Source organism: Streptomyces sp. NPDC058620 (genome assembly GCF_042717135.1).
Lineage (GTDB): Bacteria > Actinomycetota > Actinomycetes > Streptomycetales > Streptomycetaceae > Streptomyces.
In genome coordinates this window covers 58,951-82,118 of the sequence record NZ_JBHXQO010000009.1, presented here as the reverse complement: position 1 = coordinate 82,118, position 23,168 = coordinate 58,951, and the positions used below count along the sequence as shown (strand labels likewise).

Below are 23,168 nucleotides of genomic sequence, written 5' to 3'. Positions count from 1 at the left end.
CTGCGGGCCTCCTCGCTGCCATACTTACCAAGCCGTAGGTTACGGATGCGTAGCCTGCACAGTCCGTCGCACTCCTCACCTCACAGGGGACTCCCCATGCCCTCCAGCCCCAATGTGATCGACGATCCTGTCCTTCCCCCCGCCACGCTCGGCGGCGACAAGAAGCGGTCGGTCGAGCAGATCGCGCTCCTCCTGTTCATCGTGGTGCCGTTCGTGGCCCTGCTCGCGGCGGTGCCGCTGGCCTGGGGCCGCGGTGTCAGCTGGCTCGACCTGGGCCTGTTGGTCGGCATGTACTACATCGGCTGCCACGGCATCACGATCGGCTTCCACCGCTACTTCACACACGGCTCCTTCAAGGCGAAGCGCCCGCTCCGTATCGCCCTGGCCGTCGCGGGTTCGCTCGCGGTCGAGGGTCCGCTGGTGCGCTGGGTGGCCGACCACCGCAAGCACCACCGCTTCTCCGACGCCGAGGGCGACCCCCACTCGCCGTGGCGGTTCGGCGAGACGCTGCCGGCCCTGATGAAGGGGCTGTGGTGGGCGCACATCGGCTGGATGTTCGACGAGGAGCGGACGTCGCAGCAGAAGTACGCCCCCGACCTGATCAAGGACCCGGCGATCCGCGGCATCTCCCGTCACTTCCTCACCTTCACCGTCGTCTCGCTGGCGATTCCGCCCCTGGTCGGCGGTCTGGTGACGATGTCGTGGTGGGGTGCGGCGACCGCGTTCTTCTGGGGCTCGCTGGTACGGGTCGCACTGCTGCACCACGTCACGTGGTCGATCAACTCGATCTGCCACGCGGTCGGCAAGCGCCCCTTCAAGTCCCGTGACCGGTCCGGGAACGTGTGGTGGCTGGCGGTCCTCTCCTGCGGCGAGTCCTGGCACAACCTGCACCACGCGGACCCGACGAGCGCGCGGCACGGAGTGATGAAGGGCCAGATCGACTCAAGTGCCCGGCTGATCCGCTGGTTCGAGCAGTTGGGCTGGGCGTCCGACGTCCGCTGGCCCGATACGGCCCGTATCGACGCCCGCCGCAACCCCGCGCCCGCCGACGCGGCATGATTGACGACGTGGCGACCGACGGCAGCACAGGCAGCGAGAAGAGCAGACCCTCACCCGTCCGCCGGACCCGACGGGTCCGGATGACCGGCAAGGAGCGCCGCGAACAGCTGCTGGACATCGGCCGCACCCTCTTCGCCGACAAGGGTTTCGAAGGCACGTCGGTCGAGGAGATCGCGGCCCGCGCCGGGGTCTCCAAGCCGGTCGTCTACGAACACTTCGGCGGCAAGGAGGGCCTGTACGCCGTCGTGGTCGACCGCGAGATGCGTCAGCTCCTGGACATGGTGACGAGCGCCCTCACCGCGGGCCACCCGCGCGAACTCCTCGAACAGGCGGCGTTCGCCCTGCTGGACTACATCGAGACGTACACGGACGGCTTCCGCATCCTGGTGCGCGACTCCCCCGTCGCCCAGTCCACGGGTACGTTCGCCTCCCTGATCAGCGATATCGCCACCCAGGTGGAGGACATCCTGGGCCTGGAGTTCAAGGCCCGCGGGTTCGAACCGAAGCTCGCCCCGCTGTACGCACAGGCCCTGGTCGGCATGGTCGCGCTGACGGGCCAGTGGTGGCTGGACGTCCGCAAACCGCAGAAGGCGGAGGTCGCGGCGCACCTGGTGAACCTGGCCTGGCACGGCCTGGAGAACCTGGAGGCCAAGCCCCGCCTGATAGGACACCGCAAGAACTGACGCCCCCACCTCGGGCGATACGGGCCGCGTACCCCTGACCACAGGAGTGCGTGGCCCGTTGCTGTCAGGTCACGCCCGCCGCGCCACCGCGAAGATGCGGCGGAACGGGAACACCGTGCCGTGCGGCCCCGTCGGGTAGGCGGTGCGCAGGAGGTCGCGGTATTCGGCGAGGAAGGCGTCGCGGGCCTGCGGGTCAGCGGCGAGGGCCGTGAGGACCGGGCGCAGCGCGGTGCCCTTGACCCAGTCGAGGACCGGGTCCTCGCCCTGGAGGGTCTGGAGGTAGGTGGTTTCCCAGACGTCCGCCTCGCAGCCGAGTGTGCGCAGCCGGGTCAGATAGCCGACGGGGTCCAGGACCGCGGCCGTGCGCTCGCCGACGCCGTGCAGGCGGGAGCGCCAGCGCGGGGATTCGCGGAGCGCGGCCAGCAGGGTGTGGCTGGGCGCGGTGAAGTTGCCGGGGACCTGGAAGGCGAAGGTGCCGCCGGGGGCGAGCGCGTCCAGCCAGACGGGGAAGCGGTCGGCGTGGCCGGGGACCCACTGGAGGAGGGCGTTGGAGACGATCAGGCCGTACGGCTCCGGGGGCTCCCAGGTCGCGGCGTCGGCCACGGCGAAGTCCAGGAGCGGCCGGACGTGGACGGCGGCGCGGGCCAGCATGTCCGGGGAGTTGTCGTAGCCGGTGATACGGGCCTGCGGCCAGCGGTCGGCGAGCAGGGCGGTGACGTTGCCCGCCCCGCAGCCGAGGTCGGCGACGCGGGGCGCGGGATCGCCCGGCAGCTCGCCGATGCGGGCCAGGAGGTCGTGGAAGGGGCGGGTGCGGTGGTCCGCGTGGCGCAGGTACTGCTGCGGGTCCCAGTGGGGTGCGGTCATGGCAGCCAGGATCAACCCGAAGTATCTTGATGTCAAGAGACTCGAATTCAAGAGACTCTATGTCGACAGACCCTCTACACTGATCCACATGGAGGACGAGGTCGACCGACTGGTCGCTGCATGGCGCCGAGAGCGCCCCGACCTCGACGTGGAACCACTCGAGGTGCTGAGCCGCGTCTCCCGACTGGCCCGCCACCTCGACCGGGCCCGCAGGATCGCCTTCGCCGAGCACAACCTGGAGCCCTGGGAATTCGACGTCCTGACGTCACTTCGGCGCGCGGGCGCGCCGTACCAGCTCTCCCCCGGCCAGCTCCTGACCCAGACCCTGGTCACCTCGGGCACGATGACCAACCGCATCGACCGGCTGACCAAGAAGAACCTCGTCGAGCGCCTCCCCGACCCGAGCGACCGGCGCGGCGTGCTGGTGCGTCTGACCGCCGAGGGTCAGGACAAGGCCGACCAGTCACTGGCCGGCCTCCTCGACCAGGAGCGCGCCATCCTGGGACAGCTCTCCCGCCAGCAGCGCGGAGAACTGGCCGGACTGCTACGCCAGTTGACCGCCCCGTTCGACAACGTTCCCGGCTAGGACCGCGCCGGGCAGCGGGCCGCCGGACAGTGGGACCCCGGTCAGGTCGGCCGGCCCGACACCCGCCCGCCGCGCCAGCGCCACCGCGGCCAGCGTCGAGTGCACGCCCAGCTTGCCCAGCACGTTCTGCATGTGCGTACGCACCGTGTGCGGGGACAGGAAGAGGCGCTCGGCGACCGCCTTGCGGCCCAGCCCCGCCACCATGCACCGCAGCACCTCGCACTCGCGCGGGGTCAGCGACCCGATGAGCCGCTCGCTCTCCGTACGGTGCTTGCGCGTCGCCGTCAGCTCCCGCAGGACGCCGGTGAGCAGCGCGGGCGGCAGATGGGTCTCGTCCCGCAGGACACCCCGGATGACCGCGAGCAGCCGCTGCAGCGAGCAGTCCTTGGCCACCCAGCCGGACGCACCGGCCTGCAGCGCCGCCGCCGCACGGCGCGGGTCGTCCCGCTCTGCGAGCACCACCGTACGGACGGACGGCTGGCCCGCACGGACTCCGGCGACCAGCGAGATGCCGTCGGCCAGGCCGTTCCCCCCGTGGTTCGGGACGAGGACGGCGCGGGTCCCGCCCGTGGGCAGGATGCCCAGTTCGGCATCGATCAGCAGCACGTCGTACGGACGGCCCTCGCCGACCGCGCGCTCCAGACAGCGCAGCGCGGCCGGGCCACTGCCCGCCGCCGCCACGTCGACGTCCTGTTCGGCCGCGAGGGCCGCCGCGAGCGACTCGGCGAAGATGCGGTGGTCGTCGACCACCAGAACCCGGATACGAGCCACAGACACCCCCATCGTGGGGACCGACAGCTGCGGGTACGACGCCCGGAACCTTCCGGTGGTCCCCGGCACACGGCCGCCGCCGCACGCCGACCGCCACCCGTCCCGGGCGTCGCACCCGACTGTCTCGCTCCCCTGAATCGGCACCGGCCCCCACCGGTGCTGAGCATCAGCGTACGGGCGGGGGCCGGGAGCGGAAGGGAATTCGCGGAACTGGTCGCCCAGGGTGTTTAGGGTGTGTTTCATGTTCCGTCTTGAGACAGAAGTAGACAAAGAACGTCGCATTCTGCTGAGCGGTCGGCTGCGTGATGACAACAGAGCCGCGTCACCGGAGCTCCGCGCCCTGCTGTCCACCCCCGTCGAGCACGAAGTGCCGCTGGAGGTCTGGGTGCTGGACCAGGAAGGCGGCGTCGTCGGCGGTCTGTGCGGACGGACCTGGGCGCACTGGCTCCATGTCGACCTGCTCTGGGTCGAGGCGGGCCACCGCGGGCTCGGCCTCGGTTCACGACTGCTGACCGAAGCCGAGCGGGTGGCCCGCACCGAGCGGTTCTGCACCGGCTCCCGGCTGGAGACCTGGGACTTCCAGGCCCCCGCCTTCTACCGTGAGCACGGGTACGAGGTGATCGGGCAGGTCGACAACTACCCGCCCGGCATCACCGAGTTCATCCTGGTGAAGCGGCTCGTCAGCTGAGCCTGCGGGCCCCGGCGGACGGCACCGCGGGGAAGACGCCCGGAGCGGCGTAACCGGCCGAAGTGAACGCCTCCCGCACGGACTTGGCGATCGCCTCGGCGTCCGCCTCCTCCACCAGCACGATCGCCGACCCGCCGAAACCGCCGCCGGTCATCCGGGCGCCGAGCGCCTCGGCCGCGTTCGCCGTGGCGACCACGAGGTCCAACTCCGGGCAGGAGACCCGCAGATCGTCGCGGAGCGAGACATGGCCCTCGTTGAGTACTGGGCCCGCCGCACGCACCTCGCCCGCGTCGAGCAGGGCGATGACCTGCTCGACCCGGTGGTTGTCGCCGACCACATGGCGTACGTAGCGCACGACGGACTCGTCGGCGCCGGACGCGGCCAGGGTGTCGAGCGCGGCGCCGAGACCCTCGTACGGGAGCTCGCGCAGCGTCCGTATGCCCAGCAGCCGGGCGCCCTCCTCGCAGCCGGCGCGCCGCTCCGCGTACGCCCCGTCGCCCAGCTCGTGCTTGACCCGGGTGTCGACGACCAGGAGCTGCAGACCGTGGGAGGCCAGGTCGAAGGGGACCTGGCGCTGGGTGAGGTCGCGGGTGTCGAGGTACAGGGCGTGGCCGTCTGTGCAGCAGGCCGAGGCCATCTGGTCCATGACGCCGCAGGGGACGCCGACGAACGCGTTCTCGGCGCGCTGGCCGAGCACCGCCAGTTCGGCGGGGCGCAGACCCAGCTCGAAGAGGTCGTTGAGGGCGAGCGCGGTGACCACTTCGAGGGCGGCGGACGAGGAGAGCCCGGCGCCGGTCGGGACCGTGGAGGTGACCTGGATGTCCGCGCCAGTGACCGGGTGACCGGCCTCGCGCAGGGCCCAGACGACCCCGGCCGGGTAGGCCGCCCAGCCGTGGCCCCGGTGCGGGGCCAGCTCGTCGACGCGGAGCTGGACGACGCCGCCGGGTACGTCGGTGGAGTGCAGCCGCAGCTCGCCGTCCGTGCGGCGGGCGACGGCCGCGAGCGCCGTGTGCGGGAGGGCGAGCGGCATCACGAAGCCGTCGTTGAAGTCGGTGTACTCACCGATCAGATTCACCCGCCCGGGAGCGGCCCACACCCCTTCGGGGGCGCTCCCGTACAGCTCGGTGAAGGTGGTCTCGATGCCGGCGGGTCCGGAGTTCATGAGGTGCTGGTCTCTTCTCTGCGGGCGAAGGCCCAGGCGTCGGCGACGATGCCGGCCAGATCGGCACGGGACGGCTGCCAGCCGAGGCGCTCCTTGGCGGTGGCGGCGGAGGCGACGAGGACGGCGGGGTCGCCCGCGCGGCGGGGGGCCGGGGTCTCGGGGACCGGGTGGCCGGTGACCTGGCGGACGGTTTCGATGACCTCGCGCACGGAAAAGCCGTTGCCGTTGCCCAGGTTGCAGATGAGGTGCTCGCCGGGGGCGGCGGCGTCCAGGGCGAGGAGGTGGGCCTCGGCGAGGTCGGCGACGTGGATGTAGTCGCGTACGCAGGTGCCGTCGGGCGTCGGATAGTCGTCCCCGTACACGGAGATCGTCTCGCGCTGTCCGAGGGCGACCTGGAGGACGAGCGGGATGAGGTGCGACTCGGGGTGGTGCCTCTCGCCCGAACTGCCGTACGCGCCGGCCACGTTGAAGTAGCGCAGCGATACGGCGGCGAGGCCGTGCGCGGCGGCCTCGCCGGTGATCATGTGGTCGACGGCGAGCTTGCTCGCACCGTACGGGTTGGTCGGCGCGGTCGGGAACGCCTCGGTGATCGGGCTGGAGGCGGGCTCGCCGTAGGTCGCCGCGGTGGAGGAGAAGACCAGGGTCCGCACTCCGGCGTCGCGCATCGCGGCGAGCAGGGCGGTGGTGCCGCCGACGTTGTTCACCCAGTACTTCTCCGGGTCGACGACGGACTCGCCGACCTGGGAGTACGCGGCGAAGTGGAGCACGCCGTCGTACGAGGGGTCCAGCCACTTGGCGGCGTCCTGGATACGGCCCTCGATGAACTCGGCGCCCTCCGGGACTCCCTCCCGGAAGCCGGTCGAGAGGTCGTCCAGGACGGTCACCGTGTGCCCGGCCTCCAGCAGATGCGCGGCGACCACACTGCCGACGTATCCCGCGCCGCCGGTCACCAGGTACTTCTTCCGGGAGTTGCTCACTCGCTCGCTACCTCTCGCAGTCGCCGGGCCGCGGCCTCCGGCGGCACGTCGTTGATGAATGCGCTCATACCGGATTCGGAGCCCGCGAGGAACTTCAGCTTGCCCGAGGTGCGCCGAATGGTGAAAAGCTCCAGATGGAGCGCGAAGTCCTCCCGGCCGGGGACCCCGAACGGGGCCTGGTGCCAGGCCGAGATGTACGGGGTCGGCGGCTCGGCGGGGCCGAAGATCCGGTCGAATCTCCTCAAGAGTTCCAGATAGATCTGTGGGAACTCTGTGCGGGCCGCCTCGTCGAGGTCCCGCAGGTCGAGGACGCGGCGGCGCGGGTACAGGTGCACCTCGTACGGCCAGTGCGCCGCGTACGGCACGAAGGCCACCCAGTGCTCGCCCGGGAGCACCACGCGGGCACCGTCGGCGAGCTCACGGGCCACCACGTCGTCGAAGAGGTTGCGGCCGGTCTCCTCGCGGTGCCGGCGCGCGGAGCGCAGCATCAGCTCGGTGCGCGGGGTGACGAAGGGGTAGCCGTAGATCTGCCCGTGCGGGTGGCCGAGGGTGACACCGATCTCGGCGCCGCGGTTCTCGAAGCAGAACACCTGGGTGACCTGGTCGAGTCCGGCGAGCTCGGCGGTGCGGTCGGTCCACGCCTCCAGCACCACGGCCGCCTGCTCCTCGGTGAGGTCGGCGAACGAGGCGTCGTGGTCGGAGGTGAAGCAGACGACCTCGCAGCGGCCCGCGTCCCCGGCGAGGGACGGGAAGCGGTTCTCGAAGACGGCGACGTCGTAGTGGCTCGCGGGGATCTCGCTCAGCCGGTCGCCCTCGGATGGACAGAGCGGGCACTCGTCGGCCGGCGGGTGGTACGTGCGCCCCTGCCGGTGCGAGGCGATGGCGACGCTGTCACCGAGGAGCGGATCGCGGCGGACCTCCGACGAGGTCGAGACGGCGCCGAGCGGCCTGCGGTCGACGGCATCGCGGACGGTGTCGTCCGCGGAGTCGTAATAGATCAGCTCACGGCCATCGGCGAGGCTCGTAACCGTCTTCTTCACCAGGTTCCTCCAAACATAACCGCACACAATGAACCACAAGCCAACAGGGGCGTCAATGGCGGCGCGGGGCGTCCGGAGGAAGGTGCGGGGATGCGTCGCAGCTGTGAAGTTACACAGCTCACTGAGGCGCGTAAGCCCGCATACCGTATCAATTTCGGGCTACTCGATCACGATCGAACAAAGAACGCCATCTAAATTGTTCATTTTATGAACGCGGAGGCGTAGGTTCCGTCGAGTTGGGTTCGCGCAACGAAGCGAGCACCCCCATGCGCTATCTGGCCGAAGGGCTCCGGCTCTCCACGCACGGGCCCGCCGCAGGGGCCCGACCCCACCCGCTCAGGCGGGGAGGTCCGGCCCCTGCCGCGTGTCCAGGGCCGCCCGGTCCAGCAGCCCGGTACGGGCGGCGAGCGCCGCCGCCTCCAGGCGGGAACCGACGTCCAGTTTCATCAGCACGCGCTGCACGTGCGTCCGCGCGGTGCTCGACGCGATCCCCATCCCGGCCGCGATCAGCCGGGTGTCCTCGCCCTCCGCGACCCGCACCAGCACCTCGACCTCGCGCGGGGTGAGCATCCGCAGCAGCCGCTGCCCCTCGTCGTCCGGCTGCACCGCCGGGTTGAGCAGCTCCGCGAACGCCGCCCTGAGCAGTTGCGGCGCGACCGCCGCCTCACCGGCCCTGGCCTTGATGATCGCCCGTTCGACGCCCTCGATACGCTCGTCGTGGCGGACGTACCCGGCGGCCCCCGCCGCGAACGCGGCAGCGATCCCGCGCGGGCTCGGCACGGGGCCGAGCACCACGACCGCCACCTGGGGGCGCTCCCGCCCGATCCGGGCGATCGGATCGAACGTCCCCGGTTCCGCGGGCGTCGCCGTACCGAACAGACAGACCTCCGGCGCCCTGCTGACGACCAGCTCGGCCGCCCCGGACGTCGGCGCGGCCGCCGCGAGCACCCGGTGCCCGCGCAGTTTCAGCGCCGAGGCAAGTGCCTCGGCGAGCAGTCGGTGATCGTCGACCACCATGAGCCGCACGCTCATCGAGCAACCCCCATGTACCCCTGTATGCCCCTGCGAGCCCGACCCCCCGGCCGTGACCCGGCAAGCTACACGCTTGTTCGACCTTGCGCGCCCCTTAGCCCGCAGAAGCGTCCGAGAATGCCGAATTCTGCTTGGTTGAAGGGCACTTGACAGGCAGAAAACGACCGGCCCTGCCGGTCGGTTGATCGACCGGCAGGGCCGTGTGCGTGCGTCCGCTGGGTCAGCGTGACAGATGGGGTCAGCTGGTGCGGAAGGAGATGACGAGGTACTCCTTGTCGTTCAGAGAGCTCTCGCGCGGCTCACTGATCATCGTCTCGGACATGAACAGCTGTCCCTTGGAGTAGATGACCTCGGAGTAGTCCCCGGAGAAGCTGCTCTCCGCGTCACGGACCGCCTCGTCGCCCGGGTTCTCCATCAGCAGCGTCTCCTTGAAGGTTGCGCCGTCGATGGAGACGATCTGGCCGCCCTTGTCGTACGGGGGCTGCTTGTACGCGATGACGTTGGTGCCGTCCATGCGCAGCGGCGTCAGCGTGTAACGGTCACCCGCGTCCGCCTTGCCGCCGACGAGCTTGCCGGTGGTCAGGTCGAAGGCGACGATCTCGTTGGTGTCGCCGTACTCGCCACCGCCCTCGTGCTCCTCGGTCGGCACGTAGAGCCGGTTGTTGCCGACGGCGAGGTGCTGGCAGGTCTCGACCTCGGTGGAACCGCAGCGGGCCGCGTACTTGTCCGCGTCGGCCGAGATCCGGACGAGCAGCTTGCCGGTGGCCGCGTCGATCGAGAAGAAGTCCGAGATGCCACTGCCGTCACCCGCGGTGTCGCCGACGTCCGCGGCGACGACCAGCGGCTTGGTGGAGACGATGCTCGCGTACTCGACGCCGGGCGGCATCTTGTACGAGGAGATCGGGGCGCCAGTGGTCGGGTTCAGCGACTGGACGGTCAGCTGCGGGTTGTCGTACGAACCGCACTTGCGGACCGTGGCCAGGGCCTCGCCGCCGCCGTAGCCCATGTCGTAGCAGCCGTCCGCGTCGGCCGTCGGCTTCCACAGCTCGGCGCCCGTGGTGAGGTTGAACGCGGCGCCGCCGCTGGTACCGCCCGCGGCGACCGTGCTGCCGCTGACCGTGACCTCGTCGTACCTGACGGGCTCGTCGCCGCCGGTGGCCGCTGTGACCGACTTGCTCCAGAGCAGCTTGCCCGTGGTCAGGTCGAGCGCGCCGACCTGGTTGCACGGCTGGTACTTGTTCGCCTTGGTCGGCTTGCCCGCCTCGAAGACGATGGCCGTCTTGAAGTCCTTACTCATGTGCTTGGACGCGGAGCAGACCTGGCCGGGCAGCGGGATCGACCAGAGCTTGGTGCCCTTGGCGGGGTCGTAGCCGACGATCTCGTACACCCCGGTCTTCACGTACACCTTGTCGGTGAGCCAGGAGCCCGCGACCGTCGTGGTGTCGGTGACCTTGGGCTGGGGCAGCTGGAAGCCGACCGTCGACTTGCTGTTCGCCGGCGGCTTCTCGTCGCCGCCGGCGAGGGCGCCGCCGCTCTCGCCGCCCTTGTTCTCGCCGCCGGTCGTACCGGCCGACGACGCCTCGGTGTTCTTGCCGGTCTTGTCGTCACCGCTGGTGGCGGAGTAGACGACTCCGGCGCCGATGATCAGCACCACGGCGGCGGCCGCCGCGACGATGATCTGCATCTGGGTGGAGAACTTCTTGCCGTTCCCGGCCGGCTGTCCCGGGTACTGCGGCTGCATGGGCGCGGTCGGGTAGCCGTAGCCCTGCTGCGGGTGCATGCCCGGCTGTCCCGGCGGCGTCTGCGGGAAGCCGTAGCCGGGCTGTGCCGGGGGCCCTCCCGGCGGCGGGGTCTGCGGGTAGCCGTAGCCCGGGTTCTGCGGCGGCATCCCTGGCGGGGGCGCCTGCGGGGTGCCGTAGCCGCCCGGGGCGGGGGCCGGCGGGGTCGGTGGTGCGGGCGGCGGCTGCTTGCTGAAGCCGTCGGAGGGCGGCGGGGTCTGCGCGCCGAACCCGCCGGGCGGGGGGTCCTGCGGGGCACCGAATCCGCCCTGGGGCGGCTCGTTGGACGGCTGGGGCGGCTGGGTCATGGAGTGCTTACCTCTGAAGGAAGGGGACTGTGGGGTCGAGTGCCGTCATGAACCGTCACTTGCCGAAGACCATCATGGTCTTCTGCTCCTTCTCCTCCTTGTCGCTGCCGGCGCTGATGCGCCCGCTCAGGATGAAGGAACGGCCGCCCGCGTAGGCGATCTTCGACGAGTAGAAGGTGCTCTCGATGCCGGTCGTCGACTCGGGGTGCTGAAGCACCACGGTGGGGGCGCCGCCGGTCGGAGGGAGCGTGGCGATGGCCCCGCCCTTGTCGTACGAGGCTTCCAGGTAGAGCAGTACGTTGCCGCCCTCCATCCGCAGCGGCGTCATGACGCGCTCGGCGGGGGCAGCGGCCTTCCACTTGGGTTTGCCGGTGTTGAGGTTGAAGGCGACGACCTTGTTGGTGCGGCTGGTGCCGCTCGAGTCGTCCTCCGTCGCCATGTAGAACGTGTTGGCGTCCGCGGCGACCCCGGTGCAGCCTTCGAGCTTGTCACCGAAGATCGAGAAGCCGCCGCCGCAGTTGGGCGAGAACTTGTCCTCGTCGTCCCCGGCCAGCTGGGAACGGAGCGTGCCGTTCTCCCTGAGGGCGAGGATCGACCACTTCTCCTGCTTGCCGTCCTTCTTTTGGGTCAGCGAGACGACCAGGGGGCTCACCGAGTAGACCTTGTCGATCTCCCAGCCCCGTGCGGGCTTGTAGGTCCACTTGGCCTTGCCGGTGGCGGGGTCGATCTCCTGGATCTGGTGCTGCGGGTTCTCGATGTCATCGGTGCGGCAGCTGCCCGCGGCGATCAGCTTGGGGCCGCCCGCGAAGGCGAACGGCTGGCAGTTGCCCTCCGGCTTGCCGAACAGCTCCTTGCCGTCGCTGACGCGGTAGCCGTTGGAGTTGCTGGTGCGTCCGACCGTGACGGTGTCACCGCTGATGGCCAGGCCGATGTCGGACAGCATGTCCCAGGTGCCGTTCTGCTTGACCGCCTTCTTCCAGCCGGGCTTGCCGGTGTTGAGGTCGATCATCTGGAGCAGCGCGCAGTCGGCGCTGTCCTTGGTGCTGTCCTTGATGCCGATGACGAGCTTGCCGTCGGCGGTGGGCTGCGGGGGCGCGGCACACATATCGGCGGGCAGCGGCAGGGTCCACTTCCGCTTGCCGTCGGCGGCGGAGTAGCCGGAGACCGTGCGGTACATGCCCTTGACGACGGTGTCGCCGACGATCCAGGGGCCGTACACGTCCGCACCGTTGCGCGGCAGGTCGACGTCGTTCGTCTGGAGCCAGAGGACCTTCGCCTCGCCCGCCTTGCGACCGGCGTTCAGGTCGTCGTCGACCTCCCGGCCGTCGCCGTTGCCGTCGCCCTCGTCGACCGTGGGGGACGTGCTCGGCCCGGCGTCGGTGGTCTTCTTGGCGATCGGCTTGTCGTCGTCACCGCCGCCGCTCGTCGCGAACACGACGCCGCCGCCGACGACGAGCAGCGCGGCGACGGCCGCGCCGATGATCATCGCGGGCCTGCCCTTGAACGGGTTGCCGCCGCCGGGACCGCCGGGTCCCGCCGGGCCGCCGGGGACGGGCGCACCGGGGTACTGCTGCTGCGGATAGCCGTAGCCGGGCTGCGGCGGCTGTCCGTACTGCCCCGGCTGCTGGCCGTAGGGTCCGGGCTGCTGACCGTAGGGCCCAGGCTGCTGTCCGTACGGTCCGGGCTGCTGGCCGTACGGCCCCGGGGCCTGGCCGGGCGCCTGCGGATAGCCGTAACCGGGCTGACCCTGCGGCGGCTGCGGGGCGGTGGCCGGCATCTGCGGCGGCTGGGCGGGCGGCGGGGTCTGCGGGGGCTGCCCATGGGGCGGCGGCGGCTGAGGAGTTCCCTGCGGCGGCTCCTGCGGAGCCCCGAAGCCACCCTGCGGCGGTTGCTGGCTGGGCGGCTGGGTCATCAGCACGTCCCCCTTCGTGCGGTGCGGTCCGGTGCCCGTTTCGGTCTCCCCCGCGTTTCCGTGGGCTGATACCCAGTGGAAAGGAGCGAATCGGGCATGGATTCCGCGGTGTTACGACAGTCGAGCGGGGCTTCTTTCTACCACCCGCACCGCTTCGAACACGGGGTCGGTCCACCCCCTGTTCCCAAGGGAGAACCGCCCCGTGATGCCCTCGTTACGCCTCGGCCGGACCTGAGAGCCTGTCAGTCACCGAAGACGATCATCGTCCTCAGCGCGACCTCTTCCTCGTCGGTGACCCCGGTGACGTAGGCGTGCATGAGCAGCGAGCGCCCGTCGGCGTAGACGACCCGGGGAGTGAAGAAGCCGCGCTCCACGGCGGCGGCCGACGAGGGATGCCGCAGAACCGGCTGCAACGCGCCGCCCGACGGCGCGAGCGCCACGATCCCGCCGCCCTTGTTCTTGGTGTCGCCCTCCCCCGCGGAGAGGTAGCTCAGCACCTTGCCGCCCTCCACCCGCACGGGCATCAGGGTCTGTCCGGCGGGCGCCGCGACCTTCCAGGATGACTTGCCGGTGTCCAGGTCGAAGGCCACGACCGCGTTGGTCATACCGGAGCCGACGAACACCGGCTTCGTCGACAGGTAGACGGTGTCGGCATCGGCCGCGACACCGACGCAGTTGTCGACGTTCTTGCCCCGGGTGAGGAGGTCGCTGCCGCACCGCGTCGCGTAGTCGTCGGTGCCGCCGACCAGTTGGGAGCGGTACGTGCCGTCGGCGTTGAGTACGACGATGGCCCACCCCTCGTCCTTCTTCAGGGAGACGACCAGCGGGCTGACCGAGTAGAACTGGTCGACCTTCCAGCCCTTCTTGACCTTGTACGTCCACGCGACCTTGCCGGTCACCGGGTCGATCCGCTGCACCAGTTGCTCGGCGTGGTCGTCCGCCTCGGTCTGGCAGCTGGCGGCGGCGATCGGGAGCGGCCCGCTCACGAAGCCGAACGGCTGGCAGTTGGTGGGCAGTTCGTCCCACAGCGCCTTGCCGTCGCTGATCCGGAAGGCGTTCGTCCGGCTGGTGCGGCCCACGGTCACGGTGCCGCCGTTGATCGCCATCGAGACGTCGGAGAGCTCGTCCCAGGCGCCCGAGCGCACATAGGACGTGCGCCAGCCGGCCTTGCCCGTGGTGAGGTCGATCATCTGGAGGTGGTTGCAGAACGCGTCGCTCGCGATGCTGTCCTCGATGCCGATCACGAGTTTACCGTCGGTGGACGCCTGCGTGGGCGCCGCGCAGACCTCGCCCGTGAGGCGCAGGCTCCACTTCTGCTTGCCGTCGACGAGCGAATAGCCGGACACCGTGCGGTACATGGCCTTGACGACGGTGTCGCCCACGATCCACGGGCCGTGGGCGTCGAAGCCGTTACGGGGCAGGTCGACGCCGTTCCGCTGAATCCAGTGGACCTTCGCCTCGCCCGGCTTGCGCGCGGCGTTGAGCTTCCCGGCGAGCGCGGGGTCGGTGACGCCGACCGCTTCCCGGCCCTCGTCCTTGGCCTTGCCCTTGCCGTCTCCCCCGGTGGGCGCCGGGGACCCGCTCTTCTCCGCGACCGGCTTCTTCCCTCCGCCGTCGCCGCCGCTCGTGGCGAACCAGACACCACCGCCGGCGAGAAGGACCAGGGCGAGCACCCCGGCCACGACGAGCGCGGGCTTCCCCTTGAAACGCCCGCCGCGGCCGGGCCCGTTCGGCGGCTGGGGCTGGGGGTGGGGCTGGGGCGGAGTGCCGGGCTGCGGATAGCCGTAGGCGGGCTGTCCGTAGGCGGGCTGTCCGTGGGCGGGCTGTCCCGGCTGCCCGTAACCCGGCTGCGCCTGCTGCCCGTACGGCTCGGGAGGCCGGCCGTACCGACCGGGCTCCGGCTCATAGGGGGCTCCGAAGACCCCCTGCGGCGGCTGCTGGCCGGGCGGCTGGCTCATCCGTGCATTCCCCCTGGGTGCGTTCCGGGCAAGGTTTCTTTGTATCACCCGCCCCGAACGCACCACCGGTCACAGCCGACTGTCAGGAATCCTCGGCCAGTTCCAGCCAGCGCATCTCCAGCACATCGCGCTCCGCGACCAGTTCACGCAGCTCGGCGTCGAGCTTCGCGACCTTCTCGAAGTCGGTGGAGTTGTCGGCGATCTGCGCGTGCAGGGTGGTTTCCCTCGTCGACATCTTCTCCAGCTGGCGCTCGACCTTCTGGAGCTCCTTCTTCGCGGCACGCGCGGCCTGCGGCGAAACGGTCTCGACCGGGGCCGGCCTCATTCCGGAACTCCCGGACGCGGAGGCCGGGGTGGCGGTCTCCTCCATCCGCAGCCTGCGCTCCAGGTACTCGTCGATCCCCCGCGGCAGCATCCGCAGCGCACGGTCGCCGAGCAGGGCCATCACCTTGTCGGTGGTCCGCTCGATGAAGAACCGGTCGTGGGAGATCACGATCATCGACCCGGGCCAGCTGTCGAGGAGGTCCTCCAGCTGCGTCAGGGTCTCGATGTCCAGGTCGTTGGTGGGCTCGTCGAGGAAGAGGACGTTGGGCTCGTCCATCAGCAGACGCAGGATCTGGAGCCTGCGCCGCTCACCACCGGACAGGTCGCCGACGGGCGTCCACTGCTTCTCCTTGGTGAAGCCGAACTGCTCGCAGAGCTGCCCCGCGGTCATCTCCCGGCCCTTGCCGAGGTCGACCCGGTCCCGGACCTGCTGCACGGCCTCCAGCACCCGGAGGTTCGGGTTGAGCTCCGCGACCTCCTGCGAGAGGTAGGCCAGCTTCACCGTCTTGCCGACGACGACCTTGCCCGCGGCGGGCTGGACGTCGCCCTGCGTACGGCACGCCTCGGCGAGCGCCCGCAGCAGCGAGGTCTTGCCCGCGCCGTTGACGCCGACCAGGCCGATGCGGTCGCCGGGGCCGAGCTGCCAGGTGAGGTGGGTGAGCAGCGTCTTGGGTCCGGCCTGGACCGTCACGTCCTCCAGGTCGAAGACGGTCTTGCCGAGCCGGGCGTTGGCGAACTTCATCAGCTCGCTGGTGTCGCGCGGCGGCGGCACATCGGCGATCAGCTCGTTGGCCGCCTCGATGCGGTAGCGCGGCTTGGACGTACGGGCGGGGGCACCGCGCCGCAGCCAGGCGAGCTCCTTGCGCATCAGGTTCTGCCGCTTGGACTCCTCGGTGGCGGCGATCCGCTCCCGCTCGGCCCGCGCGAACACGTAGTCGCTGTAGCCGCCCTCGTACTCGTGGACCGAGCCGCGCTGGACGTCCCACATGCGCGTACAGACCTGGTCGAGGAACCACCGGTCGTGAGTGACGCAGACCAGCGCCGAGCGCCGGGTCCGCAGATGGCCGGCGAGCCAGGAGATGCCCTCGACGTCGAGGTGGTTGGTGGGCTCGTCGAGGACGATCAGGTCCGGCTCGCCGATGAGCAGCTTGGCGAGCGCGATGCGGCGCCGCTCGCCGCCGGAGAGCGGGGCGATGACGGTGTCGAGGCCGTGCTCGAAGCCGGGGAGGGCGAGACCGCCGAAGAGTCCGGTGAGCACGTCACGGATCTTGGCGCTGCCAGCCCACTCGTGGTCGGCGAGATCGCCGATGACCTCGTGGCGGATGGTCGCCGTCGGGTCGAGGGAGTCGTGCTGGGTGAGGACACCGAGGCGCAGCCCGCCGTTGTGCGTGACGCGGCCGGTGTCCGCGTCCTCCAGCTTGGCGAGCATCCGGATGAGAGTCGTCTTGCCGTCGCCGTTACGGCCGACCACACCGATCCGGTCGCCCTCGGACACCCCGAGGGATACACCGTCGAGCAGGGCACGGGTGCCGTACACCTTGCTGACCTGCTCGACATTGACCAGATTGACGGCCATTTCACTCCTGCCTGGGGGGTCCCTTCGTCGGGGACCGCTCGAAGTCCCAGGGTAGTCGCCGCCGGAGGTGCGATAGCGTGCGGCGATCGATCTTGGGGAGTAACCCCAGGTCGAAGCGGTGGGGAACATCTCAGGGGTGGGGACTTCATGGAGAAGCGGTACGCGGTACGGGCTCTGGTTCCGGCCGTCCTGGTGACACTGGCACTGACCGGCTGCTCGTCCTCGGACAGCGGTTCGGACGGCGCTACGGACACCGGCAAGGCGTCACGGAAGACGGCCGGCGGCGACGGCACGGGGACCACAGGCGCCACGGCCGGGAAGCCCGTCACCAGGGGCGGCACGCTCGGCGGCGCAGGTTCCGCCTGCCCGATGCCCGTCACCTTCGACTACGCGACGTCGTGGAAGCCGGAGGCCGTCGAGGTGGATCCCGGCTCCGAACTGGCCGCTCTGGGCGAGCAGGGCCCGGTCAGGATGGTCTGCGAGATCGACGCGAAGCCGGCCGGGAACATCGGCTATCTCCGGGTGTGGGCCGGCGACCCGTCCGGCAGCGGGCCGCGCGCGGTGCTGGAGGCGTTCCTCGCGGACGACCCGAACGCCGGCAAGGCCGCGTACACCGAGGTCGAGGCCGGCTCGTCGGCCGCCGCGGAGGTCACGTACACCGTGACCAGCGAGCTGCTGGACGAGCCGAAGACCGAGCGCGCCTTCGCGGTCGCCACCCCGGACGGCCCGGTCGTGGTGCACCTGGGCGGGCTCGACTCCGGGGAGCACCAGGAGATGCTGCCCGCGTACGAGCTGGCGAAGAAGACCCTGAAGCTGGGATGAGGGCCCGGACCGTCTCGTGCGCGACCGCTACGCCCGCTGGATCGTCGCCCCCGGCGCCGCGGACCGCGCCACCCGCGCGGTCCTGCACGTCCCCGACGTGATCAGCGCCTGCGCCACCTTCTGCGCCGACTCCTCGTCCGCCACCAGGAACGCGGTGGTGGGCCCGGAGCCCGAGACCAGGGCGGCCAGCGCACCCGCCGCGGTGCCCGCGGCGAGGGTGTCGGCCAGCGATGGGCGCAGGGAGAGGGCGGCGGCCTGGAGGTCGTTGCTCAGGGCGTCCGCGAGCGCGGTGGTGTCCCCGGCGCGCAGCGCGGCCAGGAGCGGCGCGGACGCGGTGGGCTCCGGGACGTCCGTACCGGCGGTGAGCCGGTCGAACTCGCCGTAGACCGCCGGGGTGGACAGTCCTCCGTCCGCGACCGCGAAGACCCAGTGGAAGGTGCCCCCGACCTCGATCGGGGTCAACCGTTCGCCGCGTCCGAGGCCGAGTGCGGCCCCGCCGATCAGGCTGAACGGCACGTCACTGCCCAACTCGGCGCAGAGCGCGAGGAGTTCCTCGCGGGTGGCGCCCGTGGACCAGAGGGCGTCGCACGCCAGCAGGGCGGCGGCGCCGTCGGCACTGCCGCCCGCCATGCCGCCCGCCACGGGGATGTCCTTGGCGATGTGGATGTGCACGTCGGGCGCCAGGCCGTGCTGCTCGGCCAGCGCGATCGCGGCGCGGGCGGCGAGGTTCGAGGCGTCCAGCGGGACCTGTGCGGCGTCCGGCCCCGAGCAGGTGACCCTCAGCCCGTCGGCGGGGGTGACGGTGACCTCGTCGTACAGGCCGACGGCGAGGAAGACATTGGCCAGGTCGTGGAAGCCGTCGGCGCGCGGGGCGCCGACCGCGAGTTGCACGTTGACCTTGGCGGGGACGCGGACGGTGACACGGTGGGTCATGCGGGCAGCTCCGGCTTGTTCTCGGCGATCGCGGCGAACTCCTCGACTGTCAGTGCCTCGCCGCGGGCCTGCGGCGAGATGCCGGCCGCGACGAGAGCCGCCTCGGCCGCGGGCGCGGAACCCGCCCAGCCGGACAGGGCGGCCCGCAGCGTCTTGCGGCGCTGGGCGAACGCGGCGTCGACGACCGCGAAGACCTCGGTACGGCTCGCGCTGGTCCTGATCGGCTCCGTGCGCCGCACCAGGGACACCAGCCCCGAGTCGACGTTCGGCGCGGGCCAGAAGACCGTGCGGCCGATGGACCCGGCGCGCTTGACGTCGGCGTACCAGTTCGCCTTGACCGACGGCACGCCGTAGACCTTGTTGCCCGGCTTGGCGGCCAGCCGGTCGGCGACCTCGGCCTGCACCATCACCAGGGTCCGCTCGATGCTCGGGAAGCGCTCCAGCATGGTGAGCAGGACCGGCACGGCCACGTTGTACGGAAGGTTGGCCACCAGTGCGGTGGGCGGCGGGCCCGGCAGCTCGCGGACCAGCATCGCGTCGGAGTGGACCAGGGCGAACCGGTCGGCGCGCTCCGGCATCCGGGCGGCGACCGTGGCGGGCAGCGCGCCCGCGAGCACGTCGTCGATCTCGACGGCGACGACCCGGTCCGCGGCCTCCAGCAGCGCCAGGGTCAGCGAGCCCAGTCCCGGCCCCACCTCGACCACGACGTCGTCGGGGCGCACCTCGGCGGTACGCACGATCCGGCGCACGGTGTTGGCGTCGATGACGAAGTTCTGACCGCGCTGCTTGGTCGGGCGTACGCCCAGCTTCGCTGCCAGGTCGCGGATGTCTGCGGGGCCCAGGAGGGCGTCGGGCTCTGTGCTGCTCACCCGCTAAGCCTACGGCCGCAGTGCGGCCACGGACTCGCCCCCCGTTGCACGTAGAGCTTCTTCGCCCGGTACGTCTGCTCCGACGCGGGGGCGTCCTGGGGTCTGCCGCTGCCGCCGAGTGACTGCCAGGTCCGGGTGTCGAACTGGTAGAGCCCGCCGTACGTCCCGCTGGGGTCGACGGCGTCGGGGCGGCCGCCTGACTCGCAGGCGGCGAGACCGTTCCAGTTCAGGCCGTCGGCGCCCGACACCGATTTCGGCTGCGGTCTGGTGCCGACGCGCACGATCCGGCTGACCGGTTCACGCAGTGTCTCCACGCCGGTCCTGCGCGGTTTCTGCCGGACGCCGTTGACGGTGCGCACGGCGTACGTGACGCGGCGCGCGCCGTGGCGCCCGTTGCGTTCGACGACCTCCGTACCGGCGAACAGGGTGTGGTCCTCACCGCGCTCGACGGCGTACGGGATGCTCTCCTCGCGCACTTCGCGGGAGTCGGTGATCCGCATGACGGAGATCGTCTGGCCGTCGCGCGGGAAGCTGTCGGGGGACACGGAGGTGGTGTCCTGGCCGTGCAGCGTGATGCCCGCCTGGGCGACGGCCTCGCGGACGGTGGCGGCGTTGGTGCGCAGGGTGCGTTCGCGGCCGTCGGCCATGAAGGTCACGGTGCGTTCGGTGCGGATGTCCAGGGTCAGGCCGGTGCGGCCGATCCGGGAGGAGCGCGAGGCGGAGAGGTACGCCCCCTGGGCGCGCACCCCGAACTGGCGAAGGGCCTCGTCGACGGTCTCGGCGGTCGTCCACACCTGACGGCGGACGCCGTCGAGGGTGAGGGTGACGGGGCGCCCGTAGCGGACGACGACCTCGTCGCCGCTCTCCAGTTCCGTACCGGGGGCCGGGGCCACCAGGTCGTGGTCGCCGACGGCGACACCCTCGTCCTGGAGGAGTTCACCGACGTCGTCGGCGAAGGTGTGCAGGGTGCGCGGCCGCCCGTCGACGCTCAGCCGGACGGCCTTGTCGTGGGCGACGAACGCCGAGGTGCCACCGGCCAGGAAGGCGACCACCAGTGCCTGCGGGACGAGCCGGCGCAGTCCCTCGGGGCCCGCGGTGCTCTTGCGGCGCCTGGTGCCGCGGCCGGTGCCACCGCGGCCGGTGGCGCCCTCCGCGGCGACCGCCTGGCGGGGCACCAGGGGTGTGTCGACCACGGTCGGGTCATGGACGGCCAGGCCGGTCCAGGGCGCGTCCACGAGCGTCGGTTCTTCATGGAGGGACGGGCGGAGGACGGGGGACGCGACGGCCACGGGTGCGGCCGGCCTGCGCAGGCCGCCGCGCGCTGCCCGGTGACTGCCCTGCGAACTGCTCACAACGCTCCAGAAGATCGGCCCTGCGACCCGAATGCGCGGGGACGATAGCGGAGCTTCGGTGATTCTCCAAAGCAATCCGGCTACGCAGCGTTGCCGTGTCGCCCCCAGGCAGGGCTTCCGGATGCGCTCAGTAGTCGAAAGCGCGTGCCGTGTTGTCGGAGATCGCCGCCGCCAGGACGTCTTCGCCGACACCCTTGACCTCGGCCATCGCGCGGAGCGTGACCGGAATGAGGTAGGGCGCGTTGGGCCGTCCGCGGTACGGGGCGGGGGTGAGGAAGGGCGCGTCCGTCTCGACGAGGACCAGTTCCATGGGTGCGACGGCCAGGGCGTCGCGCAGCGGCTGGGCGTTCTTGAAGGTGACGTTGCCCGCGAAGGACATGAAGTATCCGGCGTCCGCGCAGATCCGGGCCATGTCGGCGTCGCCGGAGTAGCAGTGGAAGACGGTCCGCTCGGGGGCGCCCGCGTCGGCGAGGACGCGCAGCACGTCCGCGTGCGCCTCGCGGTCGTGGATGACGAGGGCCTTGCCGTGGCGCTTGGCGATCTCGATGTGCGCGCGGAAGGACTCCTCCTGGGCGGCCATGCCCTCGGGGCCCGTACGGAAGTAGTCGAGGCCGGTCTCGCCGACGCCGCGTACGTGGTCGAGGGCGGCCAGTGCGTCGATCTCGGCGAGCGCTTCGTCGAGCGCGGCCTTCCCGCCCGGCTCCCGGACGCCCTGGCGGGCGGAGCCCTCCGGGTCGCCGTGCACGATGCGGGGCGCCTCGTTGGGGTGGAGGGCGACGGAGGCGTGCACCGCGGCGTGGGCCGCCGCGGTGTCGGCGGCCCAGTGCGAGCCCGCCACGTCGCAGCCGACCTGGATCACGGTCGTCACGTTGACGGCGGCGGCCCTGGCCAGGGCCTCCTCGACGGTTCCGTCCTGCATGTCGAGGTGGGTGTGCGAATCGGCGACCGGCACCCGGAGGGGGTCGGGCAGCGGCGGGGCTTCCGTACGGCTCATGCCCACGATCGTACGAGGATCATGGGCGGCGGCTCACTTGCGGTGGAAGGGGTGCAGCAGGTGGGAGAAGGTCCAGTGGTGTTCCGGCTCCGGCGAGGCCGACGCGGGAGCTGCCGCGGCCCCTTCGGGAACCCGGTGTTCGAGCAGCTGCTGGACGGTCGAGACGCGGCCGGACCGCATGATCCGGACGACGTGCCCGCCGCAGTTCGTGCAGGTCGGTGTGGAGAGCGGCGAGGGCACGCGCTCCCCGTCCGCCTTGTAGACGACGAACGCGTTGCCGGCACCGTCGACGTGGTGCTCTATCTCGTACGCCTGTTCCCAGCCGTATCCGCACCGCATGCAGGCGAACGCGTACGCCTCATGCACGGTGGTTGCTGCGATCTCGCTCATGCCTGCTCCTCTTGTCCGCCGGACAAGCACCCCGGGGAGTGCGTCCCACCTCCAGTGGACGCCTTTCCGGGCGGGAGCGCACCAGGTCGAACCGAGTGTTGGAGCGGTCTTGGCGTTCTCATGGCCAAGGAGCCCGGTACACGGCTCGGGCTTTGCCTTTCAGGTTAGTCCTTGCCCTTGGCGGGGGCAGTTCGAGCCGCGTTCTTTGCCGCGACCACCGCATCGAACACCTCGCGCTTGGGAAGGCCCGCGTCGGCGGCGACCGCGGAGATGGCCTCCTTGCGCCGCTCCCCCGCCTCCTCGCGCACCTGCACCCTGCGCACCAGTTCCTCGGCGTCCAGGCCCTCGTTGCCGGAGGCCGTGGCGCCCTCGACGACGACGGTGATCTCGCCGCGCACGCCCTCGGCCGCCCAGACGGCGAGCTCGCCCAGCGGACCGCGCTTCACTTCCTCGTACGTCTTGGTCAGCTCGCGGCACACGGCGGCCCTGCGGTCCGCGCCGAACACCTCGGCCATCGCCGCCAGGGTGTCGTCGAGCCGGTGCGGGGCCTCGAAGAAGACCATCGTGCGGCGCTCGTCGGCCACGTCGCGGAGCTTGCCGAGGCGTTCGCCCGCCTTGCGCGGCAGGAAGCCCTCGAAGCAGAAACGGTCCACGGGCAGGCCGGACAGGGCCAGCGCGGTCAGCACGGCCGACGGGCCCGGCACCGCGGTGACCTTGATGTCCTTCTCCACGGCCGCGGCGACGAGCCGGTAGCCCGGGTCGGAGACGGACGGCATCCCGGCATCGGTGACGAGCAGGACGCGGGCGCCGCCGGCCAGGGCCTCGACGAGTTCGGGCGTACGGGCCGTCTCGTTGCCCTCGAAGTAGGAGACGACACGCCCCGTGGTCTGGATCCCCAGCGCCTGGGTGAGGCGGCGCAGCCGCCGGGTGTCCTCGGCGGCGACGATGTCGGCCGTCGACAGCTCGGCGGCGAGTCGTGGCGGGGCGTCCGCCACATCGCCGATGGGAGTTCCTGCGAGTACCAGCGTTCCAGTCGATCCAGTCACATGAGCCATCCTCCCAGCACGGACGGCACCCTTCGCACAGATGC

21 protein-coding genes are annotated in these 23,168 nt (G+C 71.2%); 5 read left to right on the top strand and 16 right to left on the bottom strand.

Annotated elements, in window-relative coordinates:
- Positions 1-96: 96 nt before the first annotated feature.
- Positions 97-1,059, top strand: coding sequence for an acyl-CoA desaturase (locus tag ACFWSK_RS12210; RefSeq protein ID WP_383783822.1), 963 nt, complete (start codon positions 97-99; stop codon positions 1,057-1,059).
- Complete coding sequence (locus tag ACFWSK_RS12205) at positions 1,056-1,742, top strand: TetR family transcriptional regulator (protein WP_383783820.1); 687 nt, start codon at positions 1,056-1,058, stop codon at positions 1,740-1,742. The genes ACFWSK_RS12210 and ACFWSK_RS12205 overlap by 4 nt, the downstream gene beginning before the upstream one ends.
- Before the next feature lie 69 nt (positions 1,743-1,811).
- On the opposite strand, the gene ACFWSK_RS12200 is transcribed toward ACFWSK_RS12205, so the two are convergent.
- Entirely contained in the window at positions 1,812-2,606 is a 795-nt protein-coding gene (locus ACFWSK_RS12200; protein WP_383783818.1) for a trans-aconitate 2-methyltransferase, read from the bottom strand.
- 88 nt (positions 2,607-2,694) lie between these two features.
- Between ACFWSK_RS12200 and ACFWSK_RS12195 the strand changes: the two genes are divergently transcribed.
- Positions 2,695-3,192, top strand: a complete 498-nt coding sequence (locus ACFWSK_RS12195) for a MarR family winged helix-turn-helix transcriptional regulator (RefSeq protein WP_185300375.1) — start codon at positions 2,695-2,697, stop codon at positions 3,190-3,192.
- Here the strand turns inward: ACFWSK_RS12195 and ACFWSK_RS12190 are convergent.
- On the bottom strand, positions 3,151-3,975 hold the full coding sequence (locus tag ACFWSK_RS12190; protein WP_383783816.1) for a LuxR C-terminal-related transcriptional regulator: 825 nt from the start codon (positions 3,973-3,975) through the stop codon (positions 3,151-3,153). The genes ACFWSK_RS12195 and ACFWSK_RS12190 overlap by 42 nt on opposite strands.
- A gap of 229 nt (positions 3,976-4,204) precedes the next feature.
- Between ACFWSK_RS12190 and ACFWSK_RS12185 the strand changes: the two genes are divergently transcribed.
- Positions 4,205-4,651 carry a GNAT family N-acetyltransferase gene (locus ACFWSK_RS12185; protein ID WP_383783814.1) on the top strand — a complete coding sequence of 149 codons (447 nt, stop codon included), beginning with the start codon at positions 4,205-4,207 and terminating at the stop codon, positions 4,649-4,651.
- Here the strand turns inward: ACFWSK_RS12185 and galK are convergent.
- The 8 genes from galK to ACFWSK_RS12145 all read right to left on the bottom strand — a co-directional run bounded on the left by galK (position 4,644) and on the right by ACFWSK_RS12145 (position 16,718).
- Positions 4,644-5,813, bottom strand: a complete 1,170-nt coding sequence (gene galK, locus ACFWSK_RS12180) for a galactokinase (RefSeq protein ID WP_383783812.1) — start codon at positions 5,811-5,813, stop codon at positions 4,644-4,646. The two genes, ACFWSK_RS12185 and galK, sit on opposite strands and share 8 nt — an antisense overlap.
- Positions 5,810-6,790, bottom strand: coding sequence for a UDP-glucose 4-epimerase GalE (gene galE / locus ACFWSK_RS12175; protein ID WP_383783810.1), 981 nt, complete (start codon positions 6,788-6,790; stop codon positions 5,810-5,812). Before galE ends, galK begins: the two co-directional genes overlap by 4 nt.
- A complete protein-coding gene (gene galT, locus ACFWSK_RS12170; RefSeq protein WP_383783808.1) occupies positions 6,787-7,830 on the bottom strand; it encodes a galactose-1-phosphate uridylyltransferase in 1,044 nt (347 codons plus the stop codon). Before galT ends, galE begins: the two co-directional genes overlap by 4 nt.
- Positions 7,831-8,166: 336 nt before the next feature.
- On the bottom strand, positions 8,167-8,862 hold the full coding sequence (locus ACFWSK_RS12165) for a LuxR C-terminal-related transcriptional regulator (RefSeq protein WP_383783806.1): 696 nt from the start codon (positions 8,860-8,862) through the stop codon (positions 8,167-8,169).
- 238 nt (positions 8,863-9,100) lie between these two features.
- On the bottom strand, positions 9,101-10,948 hold the full coding sequence (locus tag ACFWSK_RS12160) for a PQQ-binding-like beta-propeller repeat protein (RefSeq protein ID WP_383783804.1): 1,848 nt from the start codon (positions 10,946-10,948) through the stop codon (positions 9,101-9,103).
- A 55-nt stretch (positions 10,949-11,003) separates the two neighbouring features.
- A complete protein-coding gene (locus ACFWSK_RS12155) occupies positions 11,004-12,860 on the bottom strand; it encodes a PQQ-binding-like beta-propeller repeat protein (RefSeq protein ID WP_383783802.1) in 1,857 nt (618 codons plus the stop codon).
- A 242-nt stretch (positions 12,861-13,102) separates the two neighbouring features.
- Positions 13,103-14,818: a PQQ-binding-like beta-propeller repeat protein gene (locus tag ACFWSK_RS12150; RefSeq protein WP_383783800.1), complete on the bottom strand. Its 1,716-nt coding sequence runs from the start codon at positions 14,816-14,818 to the stop codon at positions 13,103-13,105.
- An 82-nt stretch (positions 14,819-14,900) separates the two neighbouring features.
- A complete protein-coding gene (locus ACFWSK_RS12145; RefSeq protein ID WP_383783798.1) occupies positions 14,901-16,718 on the bottom strand; it encodes an ABC-F family ATP-binding cassette domain-containing protein in 1,818 nt (605 codons plus the stop codon).
- A 147-nt stretch (positions 16,719-16,865) separates the two neighbouring features.
- On the opposite strand from ACFWSK_RS12145, the gene ACFWSK_RS12140 reads away from it, so the two are divergent.
- The gene (locus tag ACFWSK_RS12140) at positions 16,866-17,540 is read left to right on the top strand and encodes a lipoprotein (protein WP_383783796.1); all 675 of its coding nucleotides are present in this window, start codon (positions 16,866-16,868) and stop codon (positions 17,538-17,540) included.
- Positions 17,541-17,567: 27 nt separating this feature from the next.
- Here ACFWSK_RS12140 and ACFWSK_RS12135 read toward each other — a convergent pair whose 3' ends face one another.
- The 6 genes from ACFWSK_RS12135 to rsmI all read right to left on the bottom strand — a co-directional run bounded on the left by ACFWSK_RS12135 (position 17,568) and on the right by rsmI (position 23,133).
- The gene (locus tag ACFWSK_RS12135; RefSeq protein ID WP_383783794.1) at positions 17,568-18,473 is read right to left on the bottom strand and encodes a 4-(cytidine 5'-diphospho)-2-C-methyl-D-erythritol kinase; all 906 of its coding nucleotides are present in this window, start codon (positions 18,471-18,473) and stop codon (positions 17,568-17,570) included.
- Complete coding sequence (rsmA, locus tag ACFWSK_RS12130; protein WP_383783792.1) at positions 18,470-19,342, bottom strand: 16S rRNA (adenine(1518)-N(6)/adenine(1519)-N(6))-dimethyltransferase RsmA; 873 nt, start codon at positions 19,340-19,342, stop codon at positions 18,470-18,472. The genes ACFWSK_RS12135 and rsmA overlap by 4 nt, the downstream gene beginning before the upstream one ends.
- Positions 19,339-20,517 carry a ubiquitin-like domain-containing protein gene (locus ACFWSK_RS12125; protein WP_383784033.1) on the bottom strand — a complete coding sequence of 393 codons (1,179 nt, stop codon included), beginning with the start codon at positions 20,515-20,517 and terminating at the stop codon, positions 19,339-19,341. Before ACFWSK_RS12125 ends, rsmA begins: the two co-directional genes overlap by 4 nt.
- A gap of 304 nt (positions 20,518-20,821) precedes the next feature.
- Positions 20,822-21,688: a TatD family hydrolase gene (locus ACFWSK_RS12120; RefSeq protein ID WP_383783790.1), complete on the bottom strand. Its 867-nt coding sequence runs from the start codon at positions 21,686-21,688 to the stop codon at positions 20,822-20,824.
- Between the two features lie 33 nt (positions 21,689-21,721).
- Positions 21,722-22,078, bottom strand: a complete 357-nt coding sequence (locus tag ACFWSK_RS12115) for a hypothetical protein (protein WP_383783788.1) — start codon at positions 22,076-22,078, stop codon at positions 21,722-21,724.
- Positions 22,079-22,242: 164 nt separating this feature from the next.
- Positions 22,243-23,133 (bottom strand): 16S rRNA (cytidine(1402)-2'-O)-methyltransferase, encoded by an 891-nt coding sequence (gene rsmI / locus ACFWSK_RS12110; RefSeq protein WP_383783786.1) that lies wholly within the window; start codon positions 23,131-23,133, stop codon positions 22,243-22,245.
- Positions 23,134-23,168 lie beyond the last annotated feature (35 nt).

Coding starts and splice junctions, on each gene's coding strand:
- ACFWSK_RS12210 (WP_383783822.1), top strand. CDS start 97: ATGCCCTCCAGCCCCAATGTGATCGACGATCCTGTCCTTCCCCCCGCC.
- ACFWSK_RS12205 (WP_383783820.1), top strand. CDS start 1,056: ATGATTGACGACGTGGCGACCGACGGCAGCACAGGCAGCGAGAAGAGC.
- ACFWSK_RS12200 (WP_383783818.1), bottom strand. CDS start 2,606: ATGACCGCACCCCACTGGGACCCGCAGCAGTACCTGCGCCACGCGGAC.
- ACFWSK_RS12195 (WP_185300375.1), top strand. CDS start 2,695: ATGGAGGACGAGGTCGACCGACTGGTCGCTGCATGGCGCCGAGAGCGC.
- ACFWSK_RS12190 (WP_383783816.1), bottom strand. CDS start 3,975: ATGGGGGTGTCTGTGGCTCGTATCCGGGTTCTGGTGGTCGACGACCAC.
- ACFWSK_RS12185 (WP_383783814.1), top strand. CDS start 4,205: ATGTTCCGTCTTGAGACAGAAGTAGACAAAGAACGTCGCATTCTGCTG.
- galK (WP_383783812.1), bottom strand. CDS start 5,813: ATGAACTCCGGACCCGCCGGCATCGAGACCACCTTCACCGAGCTGTAC.
- ACFWSK_RS12165 (WP_383783806.1), bottom strand. CDS start 8,862: ATGAGCGTGCGGCTCATGGTGGTCGACGATCACCGACTGCTCGCCGAG.
- ACFWSK_RS12160 (WP_383783804.1), bottom strand. CDS start 10,948: ATGACCCAGCCGCCCCAGCCGTCCAACGAGCCGCCCCAGGGCGGATTC.
- ACFWSK_RS12155 (WP_383783802.1), bottom strand. CDS start 12,860: ATGACCCAGCCGCCCAGCCAGCAACCGCCGCAGGGTGGCTTCGGGGCT.
- ACFWSK_RS12150 (WP_383783800.1), bottom strand. CDS start 14,818: ATGAGCCAGCCGCCCGGCCAGCAGCCGCCGCAGGGGGTCTTCGGAGCC.
- ACFWSK_RS12145 (WP_383783798.1), bottom strand. CDS start 16,718: ATGGCCGTCAATCTGGTCAATGTCGAGCAGGTCAGCAAGGTGTACGGC.
- ACFWSK_RS12140 (WP_383783796.1), top strand. CDS start 16,866: ATGGAGAAGCGGTACGCGGTACGGGCTCTGGTTCCGGCCGTCCTGGTG.
- ACFWSK_RS12135 (WP_383783794.1), bottom strand. CDS start 18,473: ATGACCCACCGTGTCACCGTCCGCGTCCCCGCCAAGGTCAACGTGCAA.
- ACFWSK_RS12120 (WP_383783790.1), bottom strand. CDS start 21,688: ATGAGCCGTACGGAAGCCCCGCCGCTGCCCGACCCCCTCCGGGTGCCG.
- ACFWSK_RS12115 (WP_383783788.1), bottom strand. CDS start 22,078: ATGAGCGAGATCGCAGCAACCACCGTGCATGAGGCGTACGCGTTCGCC.
- rsmI (WP_383783786.1), bottom strand. CDS start 23,133: ATGGCTCATGTGACTGGATCGACTGGAACGCTGGTACTCGCAGGAACT.